At 59.2% G+C, this 19,889-nt stretch carries 20 protein-coding genes and 4 pseudogenes; 5 read left to right on the top strand and 19 right to left on the bottom strand.

Annotation, left to right across the window (positions count from 1 at the left end; genetic code table 11):
* Positions 1 to 4: 4 nt before the first annotated feature.
* Positions 5 to 310, bottom strand: coding sequence for a PepSY domain-containing protein (locus tag QRN41_RS03695; protein WP_034139076.1), 306 nt, complete (start codon positions 308 to 310; stop codon positions 5 to 7).
* 79 nt (positions 311 to 389) lie between these two features.
* Positions 390 to 1,517, bottom strand: coding sequence for a glycerophosphodiester phosphodiesterase family protein (locus QRN41_RS03690; protein ID WP_285421172.1), 1,128 nt, complete (start codon positions 1,515 to 1,517; stop codon positions 390 to 392).
* A gap of 232 nt (positions 1,518 to 1,749) precedes the next feature.
* Between QRN41_RS03690 and QRN41_RS03685 the strand changes: the two genes are divergently transcribed.
* The gene (locus tag QRN41_RS03685) at positions 1,750 to 2,088 is read left to right on the top strand and encodes a DUF2025 family protein (protein ID WP_094066969.1); all 339 of its coding nucleotides are present in this window, start codon (positions 1,750 to 1,752) and stop codon (positions 2,086 to 2,088) included.
* Here the strand turns inward: QRN41_RS03685 and QRN41_RS03680 are convergent.
* Both QRN41_RS03680 and QRN41_RS03675 read right to left on the bottom strand, forming a co-directional pair.
* Positions 2,085 to 2,399, bottom strand: coding sequence for an antibiotic biosynthesis monooxygenase family protein (locus tag QRN41_RS03680; RefSeq protein WP_034099998.1), 315 nt, complete (start codon positions 2,397 to 2,399; stop codon positions 2,085 to 2,087). The genes QRN41_RS03685 and QRN41_RS03680 overlap by 4 nt on opposite strands.
* Positions 2,396 to 3,103 carry a CTP synthase C-terminal region-related (seleno)protein gene (locus QRN41_RS03675; protein WP_285421171.1) on the bottom strand — a complete coding sequence of 236 codons (708 nt, stop codon included), beginning with the start codon at positions 3,101 to 3,103 and terminating at the stop codon, positions 2,396 to 2,398. Before QRN41_RS03675 ends, QRN41_RS03680 begins: the two co-directional genes overlap by 4 nt.
* An 80-nt stretch (positions 3,104 to 3,183) precedes the next feature.
* Here QRN41_RS03675 and QRN41_RS03670 point away from each other — a divergent pair.
* Positions 3,184 to 4,044, top strand: a pseudogene (locus tag QRN41_RS03670) (LysR family transcriptional regulator); the annotation flags it as partial.
* Between the two features lie 19 nt (positions 4,045 to 4,063).
* On the opposite strand, the gene QRN41_RS03665 reads toward QRN41_RS03670, so the two are convergent.
* The 5 genes and pseudogenes from QRN41_RS03665 to QRN41_RS03650 form a co-directional block, all read right to left on the bottom strand.
* A complete protein-coding gene (locus tag QRN41_RS03665; RefSeq protein WP_034099993.1) occupies positions 4,064 to 4,582 on the bottom strand; it encodes a DUF1003 domain-containing protein in 519 nt (172 codons plus the stop codon).
* Positions 4,583 to 4,667: 85 nt separating this feature from the next.
* Positions 4,668 to 5,105: pseudogene (locus tag QRN41_RS26230) on the bottom strand (methyl-accepting chemotaxis protein); the annotation flags it as partial.
* A gap of 111 nt (positions 5,106 to 5,216) precedes the next feature.
* Positions 5,217 to 5,909, bottom strand: a pseudogene (locus QRN41_RS26225) (PAS domain-containing protein); the annotation flags it as partial.
* A gap of 340 nt (positions 5,910 to 6,249) precedes the next feature.
* Positions 6,250 to 7,308, bottom strand: a complete 1,059-nt coding sequence (locus QRN41_RS03655; RefSeq protein WP_285421168.1) for a diguanylate cyclase — start codon at positions 7,306 to 7,308, stop codon at positions 6,250 to 6,252.
* Positions 7,309 to 7,500: 192 nt separating this feature from the next.
* Entirely contained in the window at positions 7,501 to 8,127 is a 627-nt protein-coding gene (locus QRN41_RS03650; RefSeq protein ID WP_034139070.1) for a TetR/AcrR family transcriptional regulator, read from the bottom strand.
* 124 nt (positions 8,128 to 8,251) lie between these two features.
* Here QRN41_RS03650 and QRN41_RS03645 point away from each other — a divergent pair, with 124 nt between their 5' ends.
* Complete coding sequence (locus tag QRN41_RS03645) at positions 8,252 to 9,301, top strand: MBL fold metallo-hydrolase (protein ID WP_285421167.1); 1,050 nt, start codon at positions 8,252 to 8,254, stop codon at positions 9,299 to 9,301.
* Positions 9,302 to 9,407: 106 nt separating this feature from the next.
* On the top strand, positions 9,408 to 10,157 hold the full coding sequence (locus tag QRN41_RS03640) for a hypothetical protein (RefSeq protein WP_259743741.1): 750 nt from the start codon (positions 9,408 to 9,410) through the stop codon (positions 10,155 to 10,157).
* A gap of 29 nt (positions 10,158 to 10,186) precedes the next feature.
* Here QRN41_RS03640 and QRN41_RS03635 read toward each other — a convergent pair whose 3' ends face one another.
* From QRN41_RS03635 to argH, 7 genes are all read right to left on the bottom strand, one after another.
* On the bottom strand, positions 10,187 to 10,567 hold the full coding sequence (locus tag QRN41_RS03635) for a helix-turn-helix domain-containing protein (RefSeq protein WP_034099984.1): 381 nt from the start codon (positions 10,565 to 10,567) through the stop codon (positions 10,187 to 10,189).
* Positions 10,568 to 10,673: 106 nt separating this feature from the next.
* A complete protein-coding gene (locus tag QRN41_RS03630) occupies positions 10,674 to 11,621 on the bottom strand; it encodes a hypothetical protein (RefSeq protein WP_285421166.1) in 948 nt (315 codons plus the stop codon).
* Positions 11,622 to 11,675: 54 nt separating this feature from the next.
* Entirely contained in the window at positions 11,676 to 12,845 is a 1,170-nt protein-coding gene (locus tag QRN41_RS03625) for an MFS transporter (RefSeq protein ID WP_034099980.1), read from the bottom strand.
* A gap of 151 nt (positions 12,846 to 12,996) precedes the next feature.
* On the bottom strand, positions 12,997 to 13,815 hold the full coding sequence (locus QRN41_RS03620) for an ABC transporter substrate-binding protein (RefSeq protein ID WP_034139066.1): 819 nt from the start codon (positions 13,813 to 13,815) through the stop codon (positions 12,997 to 12,999).
* A 25-nt stretch (positions 13,816 to 13,840) separates the two neighbouring features.
* Entirely contained in the window at positions 13,841 to 14,605 is a 765-nt protein-coding gene (locus tag QRN41_RS03615; protein ID WP_034099976.1) for an amino acid ABC transporter ATP-binding protein, read from the bottom strand.
* Between the two features lie 24 nt (positions 14,606 to 14,629).
* A complete protein-coding gene (locus QRN41_RS03610; RefSeq protein WP_034114941.1) occupies positions 14,630 to 15,508 on the bottom strand; it encodes an amino acid ABC transporter permease in 879 nt (292 codons plus the stop codon).
* A 119-nt stretch (positions 15,509 to 15,627) separates the two neighbouring features.
* Positions 15,628 to 17,055 (bottom strand): argininosuccinate lyase, encoded by a 1,428-nt coding sequence (gene argH, locus QRN41_RS03605; RefSeq protein WP_167416708.1) that lies wholly within the window; start codon positions 17,053 to 17,055, stop codon positions 15,628 to 15,630.
* Between the two features lie 194 nt (positions 17,056 to 17,249).
* Here argH and QRN41_RS03600 point away from each other — a divergent pair, with 194 nt between their 5' ends.
* On the top strand, positions 17,250 to 18,209 hold the full coding sequence (locus QRN41_RS03600; RefSeq protein WP_285421165.1) for a LysR family transcriptional regulator: 960 nt from the start codon (positions 17,250 to 17,252) through the stop codon (positions 18,207 to 18,209).
* A gap of 116 nt (positions 18,210 to 18,325) precedes the next feature.
* Here QRN41_RS03600 and QRN41_RS03595 read toward each other — a convergent pair whose 3' ends face one another.
* The 3 genes and pseudogenes from QRN41_RS03595 to QRN41_RS03590 all read right to left on the bottom strand — a co-directional run bounded on the left by QRN41_RS03595 (position 18,326) and on the right by QRN41_RS03590 (position 19,760).
* A complete protein-coding gene (locus QRN41_RS03595) occupies positions 18,326 to 18,973 on the bottom strand; it encodes an HAD-IB family hydrolase (protein ID WP_034139059.1) in 648 nt (215 codons plus the stop codon).
* 27 nt (positions 18,974 to 19,000) lie between these two features.
* Positions 19,001 to 19,219: pseudogene (locus QRN41_RS26220) on the bottom strand (HNH endonuclease); the annotation flags it as partial.
* A 31-nt stretch (positions 19,220 to 19,250) separates the two neighbouring features.
* Positions 19,251 to 19,760: a hypothetical protein gene (locus tag QRN41_RS03590; RefSeq protein WP_167416709.1), complete on the bottom strand. Its 510-nt coding sequence runs from the start codon at positions 19,758 to 19,760 to the stop codon at positions 19,251 to 19,253.
* Between the last annotated feature and the right edge of the window lie 129 nt (positions 19,761 to 19,889).

The raw sequence follows: 19,889 nt of genomic DNA, 5'->3' as shown, positions 1-19,889 counted from the left end.
TAGATCAAGTGTCTTGCTTGTCTTCCAGCACAGCGCCGGTTTTGGCGTTGAGGGTCACGTCCCACTTTTTACCGGCGGTGTCGGTCATTTCGACCTCGTAGACCAGTACGCCGTTTTTGTGGTCCAGCTCGGTATCGGTGATGCTGGCGCCGGCATGTTTGGCCACAGCGGCGGCGTTGAGTTTTTCGAATGGCATCACTTCGCCGGACTTGAGCAGGCCTTCAATCTGGTCCGGGCGAACGTCCGCCTGGGCCAGGCCGGCGGTCAACGTCAGGGCAGTGGCAGCGAACAGGGCAGTCAGGGTTTTCATGGTGGGCTTCCTTCTCGGTTGAGCTGTTTAAGTGGCGCCAGATTAACCGGCGCAACTTAACTCATCCTTAAAGGCGCACTCAGTACTTATAGTCGTTGAGCAGATCCTGCACGCTCGACGACGGCCAGCGCTTGTAGAACTTCAGCAGTTCGGCGGCGCGGTTGGTGAAGATACCGTCGACGCCGGCCTTCATCACTTTGTCGAAGTCCACGGGCTCATCCACCGTGTAGACGTGGACCAGCAGGCCCTTATCGTGGGGCAGCTTGTTCATTTCCGGCTTGACCAGGTCGGTATAGCTCTGGTCGCCCAGGTTGGTCAGCTGAGCCGATGGGCCGGTGCCGATGGCGCCAAGGCTCTTGGCCTGGTCCACCCATTTTTCAAATTCGGCGGCGTCCTTGGGTTCTTGCTTGGCGTAATACGCGGCCTTGGTTGGCTCGCCGGATTCGGCAAAGGTCTGCTTGGACTTCGGCTCGATGCTGCCTTCGCCTACCCACAGCAGCAGGATCTTCGGCGTGTTTGGCATTTCCTTTTGCAGTTCTTTGAGGCTGGCGGTTTCAAAGGTTTGCAGCACTACGCGGCCCTTGCCCTGACCCACGCCGGTGTTGCTCTTGCCCAGCTTGGAACCGGCGGAACTCAACCAGCCTTTATCCAGCAGCTTGTTTTTCAGGTCGGCTTCGATGCCAGGGAATTGCTGGGGCTCTTTGGTTTCGATGTACAGCCCGGGTTTGTGCTGCGGGTTGCCCTCGGCGATCTTGATGATGTCGTCCAGGCTGAGGATTTTCAGGCCGACGAACCCCGGCCGCGCGCGGTCCGGGTAGGCAGCGTTGAACCAACTGCCGGCATCGAGGGTTTGCAGTTCTTTCCAGGTGAATTCATTGGCCGGCGCGTCTTTGCGCTCGGGGAACTTGGTGGCCACATCGGTGGTGCGTTGCAGGTTGTTGTCGTGCAGGGCGAACAGCACGCCGTCCTTGCTGCGTTGCAGGTCCAGTTCCAGGTAATCGGCGCCCAGGTCGCGTGCGACTTTGTAAGCGGCGGCAGTGGATTCGGGAGCATCGTAGGACGCGCCACGGTGCGCGATCACGGCGGGGTATGGAATGCCTTCGTTGGTTGCCAATTCAGCCGGGCTGATCGGTTCGGCAGCCTGTGCGTGGCCCAGGCCGAGCATCAGGGCGAGCAGCAAGGCGCTCTTGGTGAACGTGGCAGGCATAGGCGAAGTCCTTTCTTGGAGGTAGCTTTGAGAAGGGCTCCTTTTTAACAATTGATTGCGAACGGCGCTATCACCAAACCGACATTAACGTGCGCTCGCGCCAATTTTCTGCGCATTTTTACCCTGCATTGCAGTACTCTTGCCCGCAGCTGCCCCGCCAGAGGACAGCAACTTCTGCCACGCGTGTAAACCATCTTTCCAGTCCCTGTGGGACTTTTCAGTGAGGTTTAGCATGCGCATCACTTCCGAGCTTATCTGCCAGGCCGCCGACCAACTCAACGGTTTCGTCGGCCTTAACCGCAAAACCGGCCAGTACATCGTGCGTTTCAGCGAAGACTCGTTTGGCATGGACGTGGCCGATGACGGCATCATTCCCTGCGCCGAATTTGTCTGGCTGCCGGCTCCGGGGCAAACCATGACCCTGTCCCGCGAGCGCATTCAGTTGCTGCTCGATCAGAACATCGACGATCGAATCAACATCACCGAACCGCTGCGGGTGTATATGCGTCGGGTGGAAATTCCGCAGATCAGCGCCATGCGCAGTCTGGTGCAGGCCCAGGTCCGCGCCTAAAAGGTGTAGTCCCGTTCTACCTTGCACACCCGCGTGTGAAACGCCGAGTACCAGGTGCTACGCCCTTGTTCACGCACCGCCCGGTGTTCGGCGTGATGTTTCCAGGCCAGGATCGCTGCTTCGCTGGCCCAATACGACACGGTGATCCCCAGGCCGTCCTCTCGCGCTGACTCCACCCCGAGAAACCCCGGTTGTTCACGAGCCAGTTCGAGCATGCGCATGGCGGCCTGGCTGTAGCCTTGATCGCCTTCGGTGCGCAGCGAGGTGAAAATCACCGCGTAGTAGGGCGCCGCCGGTGTGTCAGCGATCATGCCGACACCGCCTGGCAGGCCTTGAGCAGCGCCAGCGCCAGCGGCGGCGGGGTGCCTTTGAGCGCTCCACGTTCGGGCTGGAACAGGGTGGCGACAAAGAACGGATGGTCCAGTAGCTCCACCGCGCGCAGGTCCCCGGCTGAATCGTGCCCGGTGGGGATCAGGTTGCCTTCGAATAGGGCCTGGGCGAGGGCCGGGTTAACACCGTAGCGGCAGCGATAACCTTCTTCGATCTCCAACTGGCCGTAGGCGTCGGCGATACGGGTGTAGGACGCTAACCGCACGGTATCGGTGGCCTCCACCAGCGAGCAACTTAACGGTGTGATCACCGCGCGGGCGGCGTGGGGCGCCAGCTCGCCGTGTTCGGCATCGGCCCAGCCCAGTACATTGCGGGCATATTCGAGCACGGCATGTTGAAAGCCGCCGCAGGTGCCGAGGAAAGGACGCCGCTGTTCGCGGGCAAAGCGGATGGCATGCAAGGCGCCTTCGGTATCACGGTAGGGGCTGGCGGGCACGCACCAGAAACCGTCGAAGCGGTGCAACTGCGAACCGGCGGTGAGGGTGTCGGTGTCGAGCCACTGCGGATGGACCTGCACGCCGAGGCGGTCGGCAGCCTGTTGCAGCGCGACGGGAATCGCCTGGTGCGCAATCACATCGGGGTTGTAGTCGCCGATCAGGGCGAGGTGCAAGTGCTTGGCTTTCATCGTGGGCGTCCCATGGCTTGTGGTGTGCTGGCGTGCACTATAGATTGGCGCCCACGCAATCAATATTGGCGTTTGAACACATGCTCAATGCAGCTATGCACTATCAGCTCGACTATGCCGATCTCTCTCTGATCCTCGCGCTGGTGCGCGGCGGCACCCTGGCGCGGGCGGCGGCGCTGCTGCGGGTGGATGTGTCCACGGTGTTCCGCGCCGTGCGGCGACTGGAGGCGGCGCTGGGCCAGACGCTGTTTGAAAAGAGCCGCGCCGGCTACCTGCCCACCGGCCTGGCCAGCAACTTGGCGCAACAGGCCGAACGGGCGGAGCAAGCGTTGGAAGCGGCGCGAATCGGCGTGGAGCAGGGCGGTGAAGTGATCAGCGGCACGGTGCGCCTGACGTGCACCGACTCCGTGCTGCAAGGTTTGCTGCTACCGGCGCTGGCGCAGTTCATGCCGGACTACCCGGCGCTGAGCCTGGAACTGACTACCTCCAATGATTTTGCCAACCTCAGCCGCCGCGATGCCGACATCGCCCTGCGCCTGACGCGCACGCCGCCGGAGCATCTTGTCGGCCGTTGTCTGGGGCGTGTGTCCTACCAAGTCTGCGCCAGCACCGACTATGCAGCCCGCCACGCAGGCTGTGAGTTGGCGGAACTGGCCTGGATCGCACCGGATGACTTTCTGCCCGATCACCCCACCGTCGTCTGGCGCCGCCAGCACTTGCCGGGTGTACGCCCCAGCTACCGTTGCAACAGCATGTTGTCGGTCACCGAACTGGTGCGGGCGGGGCTTGGGGTGGCGGCACTGCCGGACTTTCTGCTGGGCAGCGGCCTGCAAGCGCTTGGCCCGGTGCTGACCGGGCATGACACCGCGCTGTGGCTGCTCACGCGCCCCGATTGCCGGGCCTTGCGCTCAGTGGTGACGCTGTTCGATGAGTTGGGAAAAAAGTTCGCTTGCCGCAAGGTTAAGTCTTGCGCACAAAGTGCTCATGCATTTCGCACGTCAGGCTGTCGATGTGCTCCGAGAGCTGCTTGGTGATTTCCGTCAGCCGGGTGTTCTGCTCCAGCAATTCCAGTAGCTGCTTGGTGGTTTGCTCGGCTTGGGCCTGGCGCTCGCTGTTGGCAATGGCCAAGGCTTCGCGGTGTTGTGCGTCGGCATCGGACTGGGCCTTGTCCCGTGCGGCCTGGCGCGTCTGGGCCAGCAGGATCAACGGTGCGGCATAAGCTGACTGCAGGCTGAAAGCCAGGTTGAGCAGGATAAATGGGTAGACGTCGAAGTGGGTGATACCACTCACGTTGAGGGCCACCCACAGGATCACGATCAGGGTTTGTGCACCGAGAAACGCGGGGGTGCCGAAGAACCGCGCAAACGCTTCGGCTTTGAGTGCGAAGGCGTCGTTACCGAACGTCGGCGCCAGGTGGGCGTGGCCTCGGTGGAAACGCAGGTGGTCGACAGGTTTTTTTTGAGGGGCGTCTGGGGTCATGGCAGGCTCGGATCATCAACGGTGAGACAGTGGTTCACTATAGCTCTGGCCGACTGTCTGCTGCATGAATGATCCGAGCCCCGGCTCAGTGAGCCCCCCGCACGTTGGCAAACGCACTCACTGCCTGCACCGCCTCGCTGGTGCCCTCACGGATCTGCACGATCACCGCGCCGGCGCGGTTGGCCAGGTCTACCCCCAGCGCCGCACGGTCACGGGTGCCGTCCATGCTGGTGATGGCCTGGCGGGTTTCGTTCTGGATCATCGCGATCATGCTGGAGATCTCGGATGTCGAGCCACTGGTGCGCGCCGCCAATTGCCGAACTTCATCGGCGACCACAGCGAATCCGCGTCCTTGCTCACCGGCCCGGGCCGCCTCGATGGCGGCATTGAGCGCGAGCAAGTTGGTCTGGTCGGCGATCGCGCGAATGGTGTTGACGATGGCGGTGATCTGTTCGGAGCGCTCGCCCAATTTGGCGATCAAGTGCGAAGAACCGTCGATATCGGCGGCAATGTCGCGCATCCCGCTGGCACTTTGCTGAATCACCTCGGCGCCTTTTTCGGCAATGTCCCGGGTGGTCATGGAGATGTGATAGGCCTGGGCTGCGCTGGCGGCATCGGCGGCGTGCTGCTGCACCCTGGCCGTTACGTCCGAGGCGAATTTGACGATTTTGCACAGGCGCCCGCCTGCGTCGTAGACCGGGTTGTAACTGGCTTCGAGCCATACGGTGTTGCCGTGTTTATCCACGCGTTCGAACTGCCCGCTGAACAGTTCGCCCTGGTTCAGGCGCCGCCAGAAATCGCTGTAAGCCTGGGTGCCGGCGGTGTTGGGGGCGCAGAAAATACGGTGATGCTGGCCCTGGATCTGCGCCAGGCTATAACCCATGCGTTGCAGGAAATTGGTATTGGCCGTGATCACCGTGCCGTCCAAGTTGAACTCGATCACTGCCATGGCCCGACCGATGGCTTCGAGTTTGCCGTTGGATTCGCTTTCGCTTTGCATGCGCGGGGTGACGTCCATGGCGTACTTGACCACTTTGATCAGGCGGCCGGTGTCATCGCACACTGGGTTGTAGCTGGCCTCCAGCCACACCGACTGGCCGTCGCCAGCCACCCGTTCGAACGTGCCGGACTGGAACTGGCCGCTGCGCAGGTTCGTCCACAACTGGGCGTATTCGGCGCTGCGGGCAAATGCGGCGGTGCAAAACATTCGATGGGGTTGGCCCACCACTTGGTCGGCTCGGTAGCGCAAGGTTTTGAGAAAGTTATCGTTGGCCCGCAGCACTTGGCCTTGCGGGTCGAACTCGATCACTGCCATGGAGCGTTCCATGGCGTTCAGCAGGCTGTTCTGTTGATTGAGGGTGTATTGCAGGGTGTCGATCATTTTCTTATGAGTGTTGAAAAACATGATGGTGTGCTCGAGCAAGCAAGCGTCTGAGGTTATCCATGGTTATGCGCCTGCCCCCGTAAGGCATAGACCCTACGGCTGACGTGCTCATTGCCAGCCTCCGTGTGCTGGCAGTGTGGGTGGAACAACCGGTTCAGAGTGATCAGCCCGACCAGAAGTTCGTCCCAGGACAGGACCTTTTTGGGCGGGTGGCCAGTAAAGGCATTATGGTATCGCTGCGGGAAAACGCGGATATTTCGGACGAGATGTCATTGAGCCACTATCAGGCCGAGCGCGCTAGGCTGTCGGTGTTGACGCAGACCCGGTTGCGGCCGGTGTGTTTGGCGGCATACAGGGCACGGTCTGCCGCATTCAGCCAACTGGCTGCATCGTCGTAGACCGGCTGGAAATCCGCCAGGCCGATGCTCAGGCTGACCTTAAGCTCCGGAAGGTGAGGGATGCGATAGTTGCCGAAGGTTTCCCGCAGGCGTTCCATGCGTTGTGCTGCCTTTTCCAGCGACATTTGCGGAAGGATCACACAGAATTCATCGCCTCCATAACGTCCGGCCAGGTCGTTATCCCGTAGGTTGCGCCGTAGCTCCAGGCTCAGTTGCCGCAGCACCGTGTCGCCGACGATATGGCCGTGGGTGTCGTTGATTTGCTTGAAGTGATCGATATCGATCAGCGCGATGGTGGCGTGGCTTTTCTGATGCTGGCACTTGTGGAACTTAAGGTTCAGCAAGTCTTTCCAGGAACCGTGATTGAGCAGCTCCGTGAGGCTGTCGATACGGCTCAGGGCGCTGAGCGTGCGTTTGTGGTCCGACAGTTTTATCGCCAACTGATAGCAGACCATGCCGATAGCCATGGGGTAGAGCGTCAGCATCGGCAGGCAGGCATACACCTCTATCAGCCTGACATTGAGGTTCAGCTGCACGCCAAACAACACCCAGGCCAATCCTGCTCCGAACAATTGGGCCAGCAGCCCGCCTAGCAACAAACGTTGGCCGCCGGCGGCCACGTTGTTCATGGCTACCATCGGCAGCAGGGTGACGCTGGTCAACGGCGTAAATTGCAGCGTTGCGGTCCAAAACCCGCTGAACAGGGCGTCAAACAGCAGGTTGCGCCGTTCAGCGTTGTAGGGAAACTTGGCCCGGATAGCCAGTTGATACGCCACATGAGGCCAGACAAAACCATTGACCAGCAGCGCCGCCCAGATCCACGCAGGCATCCCCAGCGGGTAGAGCGCGGCGGTCACACTGAGGCAGCACATGGCCGCGCCGATGATTCTTGGCTTGTAGATACGCCTGGCAAACGAGATCCCTTTGCCTTGTCGGTTTTCCATAGATACCTGGGTTAGCTGATTTTTTTGTAGATATAAAGGCACGCATTCGCGGGAATTACCGCTGATCGGATAACTCCCGTGAATATTGTCAATTATTCAGGTAGGAATAATCAGTGTCCTTCCAGGCCATTTGCGCAAAAAGGATGGCAGATGCGTCAAAAGCGACCAGGAATGTCGCTGTTGCAACAGTCGTTATGGCTGTGTGATGGGCTTGATTTCGTAGCCGGCCAGAAACAGGTCGATGGCGGACTCAATCACGCTGGCCTGAGTGGCCGCGTCGAGGGTAGGTTGGCCCAGCGTAATCTGCGGCCAGAATGCAAACGCCTTGAGCAGGCTCTGGATCTGGTGAGCGGCAAAGGCCGGATCGTTGCCGGATAGCCGCCCGTCTTCTTGAGCCGCGCGGACCCATTGGGTAAAGCCTTCTTCCCGTTGGCTCAAACGCGTGACCATATCCTGCGCGCGTTCTGGCGAATGGATCGTGGCGGCAATGGCAACTCGGGCCAGGTCGAGAAAGTTGTTATCCGACATCATCTTCATCTTCGCCTCCAGCAACCCGCGCAACTGTTCGCGCAACGGGCGGTCGCTGCTGTAGCAGACGTCTAACTGCGCGACCGTGCTGGCCCAGAGTTGATGAAGGATCTCGGCGAACAATTCTTCTTTGCTCGGGAAATGGTTGTAGACCGTGCGTTTAGAGACCCCGGCAGTGGCGGCGATCTTGTCCATGCTGGTGACCTCAAAACCGTTTTCGCGAAATTCGCTGATCGCCGCGCTCACGATGGCTTCGCGTTTGCGGTCGGTAAGACGTTGAGGGGCAGTCATGGTCGGCGGTCGGCTCTCAGGAGGGAAATTACACTCGGTAGTTTACTTGTTACGGGTTTTGTTGCAATCTTGAAACTACACTGTGCAGTGTAGTTTGTGAGCGGACTGTAGGAGTCACTCTGTCATGGCCATGATTTCATCCCGTGTCGTCCCTTCAGCCAAACCCGCCGAGCAGGGTAAGGGCGCTTTCAGCAACGAAGCCCCCGTGCAGCATGGTGGGTTCGGCAAAACGTTGCGTATTTTCTGGAATATGCTGTTTAACAAACCCCGCACAACGCGGCCGGTAGGGGCCATACCCGTCGAACCGCTGACCCGCGAGCAGTTATGGAATGCGCCGGACCACAGTGTGTTTCGCCTTGGGCATTCCACCGTGCTGTTGAAAATGCGCGGCAAGTTCTGGGTGACCGACCCGGTCTTCGCCGAACGCGCTTCCCCATTCAGTTGGGCCGGCCCCCAGCGTTTCCACCAACCGCCGATCAGTCTGGATGAACTGCCTGACCTTGAAGCGGTGATTCTTTCCCACAACCACTACGACCATCTGGACCGCAATGCTGTCATCCAACTGGCCGACAAAACCCGGCATTTCCTCGCGCCGCTGGGCGTGGGCGACATCTTGGTCAAGTGGGGGATAGATGCCAGCAAAGTGCGTCAATTGGACTGGTGGCAGGGCACCGAGGTGGATGGCATTCGTTTTGTCGCCACCCCCGCCCAACATTTTTCCGGGCGCGGCCTGTTCGATGCCAACCAGACTCTCTGGTGTTCATGGGTCATGATCGACGGCCCTCGTCGAGTTTTTTTCAGCGGCGATACAGGCTACTTCGACGGCTTCAAGCGCATCGGCGAACACTACGGCCCCTTCGATCTGACATTGATGGAAACCGGTGCGTACAACGTCGACTGGCCCCATGTTCACATGCAACCCGAGCAAACCCTGCAGGCCCATATCGACCTCAAGGGCCGTTGGCTGCTGCCGATCCACAACGGCACCTTCGACCTGGCGTTCCATGCCTGGCACGAACCCTTTGATCGCATCATGGCATTGGCGTGGGAGCGCAATGTGTCGATTGCAACGCCGCCAATGGGACGGGCATTCAGTTTGAATCAGCCAGAGCGTGGGCATGCCTGGTGGCTGGACGTGGAAACCCATGGTGCTCGGGAGCATCTGTCGAGCTGACGAAAGTGTCGTCGAAAAAGGAGTTTTCAAGCTGTTTCAAGGCTGCGACAGGCGCCAGTCAAGGGTGCGATCATCCCCCGGAAAATCATCGCAGGGGGGCCATCCGATGGAAAAGGATTACAGGAAACCGTGTTCAAAAACAGTCGTTTGCCCAGTGTTGTCACTGGGGCTGGTGCAGGGCGAATCGACAAAACCCACCTGCGGCCCGCCTCCGGTCTCCGCTGACGCTGGCGGCGCAAAAAAGGGTATTGCTTTCGATACGGCCCCCCAAGCTCGTATTCATCTGGAAAGTCATATTCCGATTCCCGGTTTCAACGCGCCCAGCCTGCCTGCAAAACCCATGCGGGATCCGTCGCTGTCACTCATCGCGTTAAGCGGCGTGGACCCTACCGAGCCGGTGATGGTGGAAGTGCCATTGGTGCAAAACGACACCACCCGCACGGCTACCCCACTTCTGGCTGGCACGCGTGTAGGGTTTGCCGACCGCTACCAGCAGGGCGATGCCCACGACTCCATTGAGCACTCCGCATCCTTCATGCGAGCACTGGAGAGGCTGCGCCGGGGAGGGGCGTTGCTGTTTCCAGTGTCTGCGCAGCGGTTGGACGCCAGCCTGCAATTCGACCTGCATACCCGCAATGAAATCGATGATCTGATAAACCAATACCGTCTGGATGCCCTGGTGTCGGACAGCCGCAGCGGGGCATTCCATGCGGCTTGCTGGACTGGCTACCCCAAGGTGGGCGAACCCCTCGAAGATGGCGCCACGTTATGGTTTTACGGCGCGCGATGGTCCAGGGACTCTCTGGCGGCGCTGGCACAGGCCTATCGCAACGCCGCTAGGCTGACATCTTCATAACCGCCGTAGGCACGGAATAGGCTGAGTGGCTAAGCTCCATTGGCGTGAGGCGTGGTCGAGTCCATGGCTGCCGCGGTGGAGCCCATCAGCCGTGCAATCATGCTCTGGGCGGCGGGTTCGGTGGGGCTGGCGGCCCACTTGCGAGCGGTCATACCCCATCCCGGTGCGAAGCCCGGGAAGAATACCAACCCTTCAGCCTCCAGCCGAAACGCCAACGCCAGGCGGGTTTCGTCATCGGCCTCGACGTGCTGCTCAAAGCGTTGCACTGCGTCGACCGTCACACCTGCCTGGCGTGCCAGCTCTTCCCGGCTCCAGCCCAACATGGCGCGGGCCTGCACGCAGTGCTTGGCGGTGAATTGGTGCAGCAGGATCTGTTGGTCTACGAAAGAACTGATTGCCAGAGAGGACATGGAATTTCTCCAGGGTTCGACGAGTGAGGGCAAACTATACTGTGTTTTTGTACAGTTGTTTTGACCGCTCATCAACTGGTGCCGTCTCTAGGCGTTGAGCCACCTGCTATTGCACCCCTGGCGCCTCGCGAATGATCAGGTGGTCCAGGTTCTCGATATCCGCGCTGAATACCCCGAACGTCTGTTCGGGGTTTTTCTTGCTCGGCACCTGTTTCAACTCCGGGGTCACGCCGTAAAAGAAGCAATATAGCGTGCGTTCACTGTCGACAGCCGCTTTGATCTGCTCCAGGAATGCCTTGCGTTTGCGATAGTTCTCGATGAGTTTTTTGCTCAGGTATACATTCACCGAATAGGGTTTCTTGTCCAGCCATACCTTCTTTTCGAAGTCGATGCGAAAGCTGTTGGTGTAGTCCTTAATCTCTTTGATCTTGCCCCAGTAAATCAGGCCCTTGTTGTCTTGCAGGTATTCGATTTTCTTGAAAAACGTCCAGTAGGTCGCGGTGTGATCGCCGATCTTCAACGGCATGCTTTTCAGCTTGTCCTTATTGTCGATGTTCGACACATAGCACTCCACCGGATGGGCGAACACGCTGGTTTTGTCCGGTGTACTTTCGTGGGAGCTGGCGGGGGAACCTACGCGGATTGAAGGTGTTTTCGTCGGATCTTGTGGGATTTTCTCTTCGTTACCGGGCAGTGCGGCGTTGCGTGGGTAAGTTCGTCGCGTCAGTACAAATTCCGATGGGAAATTGTCCTCTCGCTCGTCGTCGCTTTCGCCCGCAGCGCCCTTGTGCGTGCTGGCGTAACGACAGCCGTCGATATGCTGGGTGGCCGGGGTGTTCTTGAAGTGTGGCGTGCGCAGGTAGTTGACGTTTTTCGCGTTGAAGGTGGTCAGCACGTTGCTCGCTTGGAACGCAGCGCGGCACACGTCGTTGGGGCACAGAAAGCTGTCCTTGTCAGAGTCGAAGGCGACGGTTTCGTCGAAATTCAGCTCGCGCACATCATAGATCGATAGCTTTTCGTCGAGACTCAGGCAGTAGGCCGTGTCGAATTTCATAGGGCTCGGGTCCGTGAGAAAGTTCGTTATTAATAGCCGGATCCTGGGTAAATATCAGCAAGAACCTGCAACCCGCCGCCCACTCAGAAAACACAAGGTGCCGCCCAGCGCGGTCAACGCACCCAGGGCGTAGAACATGCTGGTGGGGGCTGCGTTGATCAACAGATAGCCGCAGATCACCGGGCTCATCGCCCCGCCGAACGCCGCCAGGTTCTGTGCGCCGTAGTAACTGCCACGCAGCGCTTGCGGGGCGATGGTGTCGATAAACAGGAACTCCGATGGGTAGATGATCATCTCGCCCAAGGTGAACACGAACATTGCCACGCACCAGCTCAGCAGACCGTCCGCGAGGCTGAAGCCAACCAACCCGGCGATGAACAGCGTGGTGCCCAGCACGATCCAGTAGCGTAATTGCTCACGCTTGAGGAAGCGGCCGATCTGGTATTGCATGGCGATCACGGTAACGGCATTGCATGCCAGCACCGCTGACAGAATTTTCAGCGCCTGCTCCGGCTTGTAGGCCACCAGCAGAAACTGTGACAGATAAAGCGTATAGCGCCCGTGGACAATGGTGCTGAACAAGCTGCCGCTGGTGAACAGGATCAACGTGCGATCGTTGCGCAAGGTGCGCAGCGTGCTGAGAAAACTCAGTGGCTTGACGCTTTCGTCGCGTTGAGTGGGCGGGATGCCGATCATCAGGAACACACTGCCCAAGGCAATCGCGCTGGCGATCAAAAACGGCGCCAACGGCATATGCCCGGCTATCACCACGCCCACCATGGGGCCGGTGGCGTAGCCGACGTTGGTCAGGGTGTAACGCAGGGAAAACACCTTGGCCCGTTCCCCCACCGGCAGGTTTTCGCTGATGATTGCCTTGGAGCCGATCAAAAACAGTGCCGAGGCGGCTTCGGTGATCACCAGGGTCAAGGTGGTGAGGTAGAGGTTGCTGGCAAAGGTCAGCAACAGAAAACCGATGGAGCTGGAGAGCATCGCCAGGATCAACAGCTTGCGTTTTTCCAAACGATCGATGATGTAGCCGCCATACAAGCCCAGCAGCGTGGCGATAAACACCGCGACGCCCATCAACAGGCCGATGTCCTGCTGGTTGAGGCCCAGGCGGGTGCTCAATAGCAGCGCCAGCAACGGGCTGGTCATGGCGCGGCTGACCACGATGGTGACCGAGCAGATCATCAAGCGGCGGATTACCAGCGAGTAGGTGGCCACGGTGAAGGCGAGCGTCCTAAAGAGTACTTAACGACAACACAGATCAAAGGTGGGAGGGGGCTCGCCCCCGATAGCGGTGTATCAGACAAGCATCAGTTAACTGAACCACCGCTATCGGGGCAAGCCCCTCGCACATTTTCAGACCGTGTTGTTACTGGCCGGCATTGATGGTGATCTTCTCGACCGCCCCTTGCTCCAGGTCCCACTTCTTCAGAATCTTGCCGTAGGTGCCGTCATCAATCATGGCCTGCAACGTCTCACTGATCGCCGTGACCAGCTCGGTGTTGCTCTTCTCGATGCCCAGCCCGGTGAATTGCTTGGAAATCGCCAGGCCCACCGGCTTGTACTTGCCCTTGTCCAACGACATCAGATACGGAATGGTTTCGCTGCCCTGCATCGCCGCATCCAGGCGGTTCTGCTGCAACTGCGCTCGCGCGTCCGCCGAACCTTCGGTGCCGATCACTACGATGCCTGGTTTACCCGCCGCTTCGCAGTGTTCCTTGCTCCATGCGGTAATCTCCGACGGCCAAGTGGTGCGGCGGCTGGTGCCGACTTTTTTACCGCACAAGTCAGTCAATTCCTTGATCTCTTCACGCTTGGCCAGGGTGTACAGCTGTGGGCCGCTGGTGAAGTAGTCGATAAAGGTCACCGATTTCTGCCGTTCGGCGGTGTCGCTCATGCCTGACAGCACGATGTCCACGCGCTTGGTGGTCAGGCCGCTGAGCATCTGCTCGAAGCCGGTTTCCTGCCATTTGATCTTTACACCCAGGCGCTCGGCCAACGCATTGCCCAGGTCAAAGTCAAAACCGGTGAGTTTGTTGGTGGCCGGGTCTTTGAAATCCATCGGCGGGTAGTTCGGCACGATGGCCGCGCTGATTTCGCCTTTGTCCTTGATGGCCGCCGGCAAGGCGAACACAGCAGTGGAGGCCATCAGGCCGGCGAGCAGGGTAGGGATAAACAGGTTTTTCATGGGGGCGTTCTCGTTAGTTATTTAGTTAAGTGCGAACGGCAGAAATAAAGCTTTGGGTACGCGGGTTTTGTGGGCTTATTAGAATTTCTTCGGGGCTGCCGGCTTCCACAATCTGGCCGGCGTCCATAAACACCATGCGGTTGGACACTTCACGTGCGAAGCCCAACTCATGGGTGACCACGATCATGGTCATGCCGGTGGTGGCTAAATCGCGCATCACCGACAGCACTTCTCCTACCAGCTCCGGGTCGAGGGCCGACGTGGGTTCGTCAAACAGCATCAACTTGGGACGCATCGCCAGGGCGCGGGCAATCGCCACACGCTGCTGCTGACCGCCGGACAATTCCACCGGATACGCATTGCGCTTGTCCGCCAGGCCGACGCGGGCCAGCAGCTCCATGGCATCTTCGATGGCCTCCTTGGGCGAGCGTTTGAGCACCTGGCACGGGCCTTCGATGATGTTCTGCAGCACGGTCATATGCGGGAACAAATTAAAGCGCTGGAACACCATGCCGGTGGCCAGGCGTTGGCGGGCGATCTGCACTTCGTTCATCTCGTGCAGCTTGTTGCCGACCACCCGGTAACCCACCAGCTCGCCGTCGACCCATAGGCCGCCCTTGTCGATTTTTTCCAGTTGATTGACGCAGCGCAGCAGGGTGCTTTTACCCGAGCCGGACGGGCCGATGATGCACATCACCTCGCCTTGCTCGACCTCGATATTGATGTCGCGCAGCGCGTGATACTGGTCGTAATACTTGTTCAGGTTGACGGCCTTGACGATGCTTCTCATGGGGCAAATCTCCTCAACCCAGACTTACGAACGCTTGCCGGCGCCGCGGGCAAAGCGACGCTCCAGGCGGCTTTGGCCAAATGAAAGAACGGTCACCACCGCCAGGTACCAGATGCCCGCGACGATCAGCAGCTCCATGACCCGGGCGTTGGCGTAGTAGATGTTTTGCGCGTTGTGCAGCAGCTCCGAGTACTGAATCACGCTGGCCAGGCTGGTCATTTTCACCATGCTGATGAACTCGTTGCCTACTGGCGGAATGATCACGCGCATGGCCTGCGGCAGAATGATCCTACGCAGCGCCTGCAGACTCGGCATGCCGATGGATTTGGCCGCTTCGTACTGGCCGGTATCCACCGAGAGCAAACCGGCGCGCACCACCTCGGCGGTGTAGGCACCCTGGTTGATGCTCAGGCCGAGCAGGGCGGCCACGAATGGCGTCATCAGGTCGACGGTGTCGATGCTGAACAGGCCCGGGATCGCAATCACCGGGAAGATCAATGCCAGGTTGAACCACAGCAGCAGTTGCAGAATCAGTGGCGTACCACGGAACAGCCAGGTGTAAGTGATGGCCACGTAGCGCAGGATCGGGTTGGCCGACATGCGCATGATCGCGGTGATCACGCCGATCACCACGCCCAGCGCCATGGCCAGGATCGACATGACGATGGTGTTCACCAGGCCCCACAGAATGGCCTCAGACGTGAGGAACTGACCGATGTAAGACCATTCGATCTGGCCATTGGCGAATGCGCGCAACAGTGCGGCCAGGACGATCACAATCAACGTGGCGAAGAACATGCGCCCGTAATAGCGCCGCGGCACATGTTCGTACTGGGTGATATCGAACTGGTTCTCGGACTGCTTGCGCTCGGCTTGCAAGCGCTCGGCAGGGGTTGGGTTCATGGTGATTCTCCAAAAAAGCGATTACCGCTGTACTCGGTGCAACTGTTGAAATGCGGTCAAAATGTGGGAACTGGCTTGGCTGCGAAAGCGTCAGTGCAGGCACCACCTATTCCAGTGGCTCAAAGCCGAAACCCCAGGTAACTCTCAGCCCATTTCTGCTGCTCAGCCAACGCCACCTTCAACCGCCCGATCTGCTCGCGCACCCGCTCCGGCGCCGTCCCACCCCAGCCACTGCGCGCAGCAATCGCCGCTTCCAAGGTCAGGCAATCGCGCACTTCAGGGGTCAACCGCGCATCCACCTCGGCCAGCATCGCCGGCGAGGCTTCCCACAATTCGATCTCATGCTTCTCACAGGCCTGCACCAAAGCGCCGGTGATCTCGTGGGCCTCCTTGAACGGCACGCCACGGGTGGCCAACCAATCGGCCACTTCGGTCGCCAAGGTAAAACCCATGGGGGCCTGGCGCCGCAGCTCCTCCACCTGCACCTTCATGGTCGCGACCATCCCGGCCATGGCCGGCAGCACCAGCAGCAGGGTGTCGACGCTGTCCAGCACGCTGTGCTTGTCTTCACTCAAATCGCGGTTGTAGGAGAGTGGCAACGACTTGAGCGTCGACATCAACCCGGTCAGGTTGCCGATCAAACGTCCGGCCTTGCCCCGTGCCAATTCGGCAATGTCCGGGTTCTTTTTCTGCGGCATGATCGAGCTACCGGTGGCGTAGGCATCGTCCAGCACGACCCAGCGAAACTGGCGCGACGACCACAGGCAAAACTCTTCGGACAGCCGCGAAATATTCACCCCGAGCATGCCCGCCACAAACAAAAATTCCGCTACATGATCGCGGCTGGCCACGGCATCGATGGAGTTTTCGCAGGGTGCGCTGTAGCCCATTTCCTCAGCCGACTGCTGCGGTTGACGCGCAATCGCGGAACCTGCCATCGCCGCCGCGCCCAACGGCGACAATGCCGTGCGCGCATCCCAATCCACCAGGCGCTGTACGTCACGCAACATCGACTGGGCGTGAGCCAGCAAGTGGTGGGCGAACACAATCGGCTGGGCCTGCTGCAAGTGGGTAAAGCCCGGGCAGATACTCTCGATATGCTGTTCGGCTTGGGTCACCAATGCCTGCTGCAACCCCAGCACCTCGGTGGCGATGGTGCGCGCATGGTCCCGTAGGAAAAGGCGCAGATCATTGGCCGTCTGATCGTTGCGCGAACGCCCGGCGCGCAGCTTGCCGCCGAGGGCGCCGAGGCGCTCGGTCAGGACGCGTTCGATAAAGGTGTGGACGTCTTCGTCATCCCGGGTCGGATGCAGGCGGCCGGCGGCGAAATCCTCGCCGATAGTGTCCAGTGCTTGCAGCGTGCGCAGGGTCTCCGATTCGTCCAGCAGCCCGGCGCGCTGCAACTCACGGGCATGGGCGCGGGAGCCAGCCAGGTCGTAGGGCGTCAGGCGGAAATAACGCTCAGGGCAACGGGACAGCGCCGCCAATGCCGCGGACGGGCCACTCTTGAAACGCGCGCCCCAAAGGCGGTCGGTGGGCTGAGACATAGGTGTTCCTCACGCTTGTTTTTAGAAGAGTCGGAGGCAGTAAAAGTAAGTTTTCAATCGGGTTGAACCGGCGTCTGACGCACCGTATTCAAGGTTGCCAAGGGCGGTTGTTTATGTTCATTATCGCCGCCTGGCTGTATTCAAGGATTGGGTCAAAGCCTGTTTGAATATGGCACTAGAGGTCAACGCGTATTATGGAAACCCCACTTTCCAATTCTGGAAACATAGCGCCAAAACCCGGCACTCGACCGCCTTTGCAACTGAGCGGCCTGGACTTCAAATTGCTCCGGGTATTTATGGCCGTGGTCGAGGCGGGAGGCTTCAGTGCCGCGCAAAACGAGCTGAACGTGGGCCTCGCGGCCATCAGCAAACAGATTTCCGACCTGGAAATCCGCATCGGCATGCGCCTGTGTACGCGGGGCCGCGAAGGCTTCGGGCTGACCGAAGAAGGCAAGCTGGTGTATCAGGCGAGCATTGAGTTATTTGCTTCGGTGGACAGTTTCAGAGACAAGCTTAGTTCGGCGCAAAACGAGCTTATTGGTGATCTTAGTGTCGGAGTTATTGATAACACCGTCTCCGATGTTAATTCACCATTGATTAAAGCCCTGGGCGCCTTACATAGCCAATCGCCAAAAATAAGATTGCGCCTACATGCCTCGCAATTGGATGAAGTTGAGCGCGGCGTAGTGGAAGGGCGCTTGATCGTCGGTATTGTTCCCGTATACCAGCGCCGCGAAGAATTCGACTACTTCCCGCTCTACGAAGAAAGGGCCCACGTCTACTGCGCCGTAGGACATCCGCTGTTCACCGCGAACGACATCACGCCTGAGGTGCTGCGCCAATATGAAGTGGTCAACCATCGGTATGCGATCCATCGCGATAAGAGCCATTTCGTCAACTACGACAGCCAATCGGCCTCAGCCTCCCAGGTCGAAGCCGTCGCCATCCTGATTCTTACCGGCCGCTTTATCGGTTTCCTGCCCGAACACTACGCCACACCGTTGGTAAGGGAAGGGCGCCTGCGCGCACTGTGCCCGGAGCAGGTTCACCTGAGCACGGCGTTTAACCTGATCCTGCGCCACAACGCGCCCAGAAGTCCGCTGGTAAAAGCCTTTGCCACCGCCCTGGGCGTAAATCTCAAAGTCACCCCATAAACCCTTCGCCGAACACAGATCAACGGGCTGCAAAAGGTCAAATGTGGGAGGTGCCGAGCTTTAGCGAGGCCGCGATGGGACCGACTCGGTTTCCCTGTCGAACGTCTCCACCCGCATCACCGCTGCAACCGAGCGCGCTTTTTCTTCTTCGCATGAAAATGCCGAAAATGCGCATCCTGCGCCGCCGCCAACAACTCCCGATCCCCACGCGTATCGCCCCAGGCCCGCAGTCGATACTCCCCCAGATCCCCGTACACCGCCTCAAGCCGCAGCACTTTATTCTCACAACGGCAGTTATTGCCGGTGAGCTTGCCGGTCAACACCCCGTCGACTACCTCCAGCTCCGTGCCAATCAACTTGATCCCAAGCCGATCGGCAAATGGCTGCAGCACCAACGCCGGCGATGCAGAGCACAGCGTCACCTCCGCCCCTGAGCCCAACTCCTGCTCCACCGACAGCACCCCCGCCGGGCGCATCAGCCGCGCCCAATTGCGCTGGCAGTACTCTTCGGCTTTCTGCTGCACCCACGTCTTCTCCACCCCGGTCATAAAGGTGCGGATCAACTGCGCCTTCAACTCGTCCCGGCTGATCTGCCGCAACAAAAAACGCAGCCCCGGCACCGCCAGCTTGACCATCCGGCCATAAAACTCGCCGCTGCCGAAGGCAAACTTGAGGAAGGGCACGAAACTGTCGTGGTGGGTGAGGGTGCCGTCGAAGTCAAAGACGGAGAGTACTTTGGCATCAACGGGGCCGGCTTCGAGCATGTCTGGGTTCACGGGTTGGCCTCGGTCCTATCTAGTATTTTTTTCGTGCATCAGGTGTGACAGCAGGAGTTTACTCCCGTGCCAATCTTCCGATCTGGTGTAGAGCGCTTCGGTGAAAGCACCCCGGTCGCTGATCGGTGACAACGCTGATGGCAATTGGGGCACAAGGCTACAGCATTGGTGATGCGATCCGAACCCTTCTGGGGGCAGGTGCTTGCGTTGATGTACTTCAAGAAGTGGCCGGCCCCCAAAAATAAGCCTGCCCCCACCCAGGCCTCTATAGATGCGCCATCCGATCTAGTTGATCAGTGGCTTGACGCAGCGCGATCGTCTGGTCACAAAAGCGTTCGCGCAACGCGCGGAGTCTTTTTTCCTGTTGTTCTAAAGGGAATCTTGCAGGGTCGTCGAGTATTTCCTTGGCGCTCAATTGAATGATCCTGATGTTGTCCAGAATCAGGTCTACGCAGGCTTTCGCTTTCAGGTAGTCCCTTTGGGCCTGGTGTTGTGCTTTCAGAACAATACCGCTGGCGATGAGGCTGCCGCCCGCTGCTGCGATGGTGTAACTGACAAACGATGAGGCGAGTTTGAGATGGGTGAAAAATTTAGAAACTGTACCGTTTTGAGAACCCAGATCCAGGCCGTACGCGATGTACCCGCCCCCCAGCGCCAATAGAAAACCAATTAGATACAGGGCAAATGGTTGTCTGTAGAGTCTTCCCGAAAGAATGCTCCAGGCACCAAGAGCGAGTAGGGCGATGCTGATAAGTGTGAAGACAAGCATTTCCATGCTGTAGGTCCGATCCTGAGTTTTTGTCAAAAAAAAGAGCTGCCGTGAGCAGCTCTTTTTACTGTTACTTGTTAATCAATCCCAGCTCAGCGCACCGCCGGTCTGGTACTCGATCACGCGGGTTTCGAA

The organism is Pseudomonas sp. efr-133-TYG-23 (genome assembly GCF_030209215.1).
Classification (GTDB): domain Bacteria; phylum Pseudomonadota; class Gammaproteobacteria; order Pseudomonadales; family Pseudomonadaceae; genus Aquipseudomonas; species Aquipseudomonas rhodesiae.
Note: the sequence above shows the minus strand (reverse complement) of the source record. Positions and strands in the feature narration are given on the sequence as shown.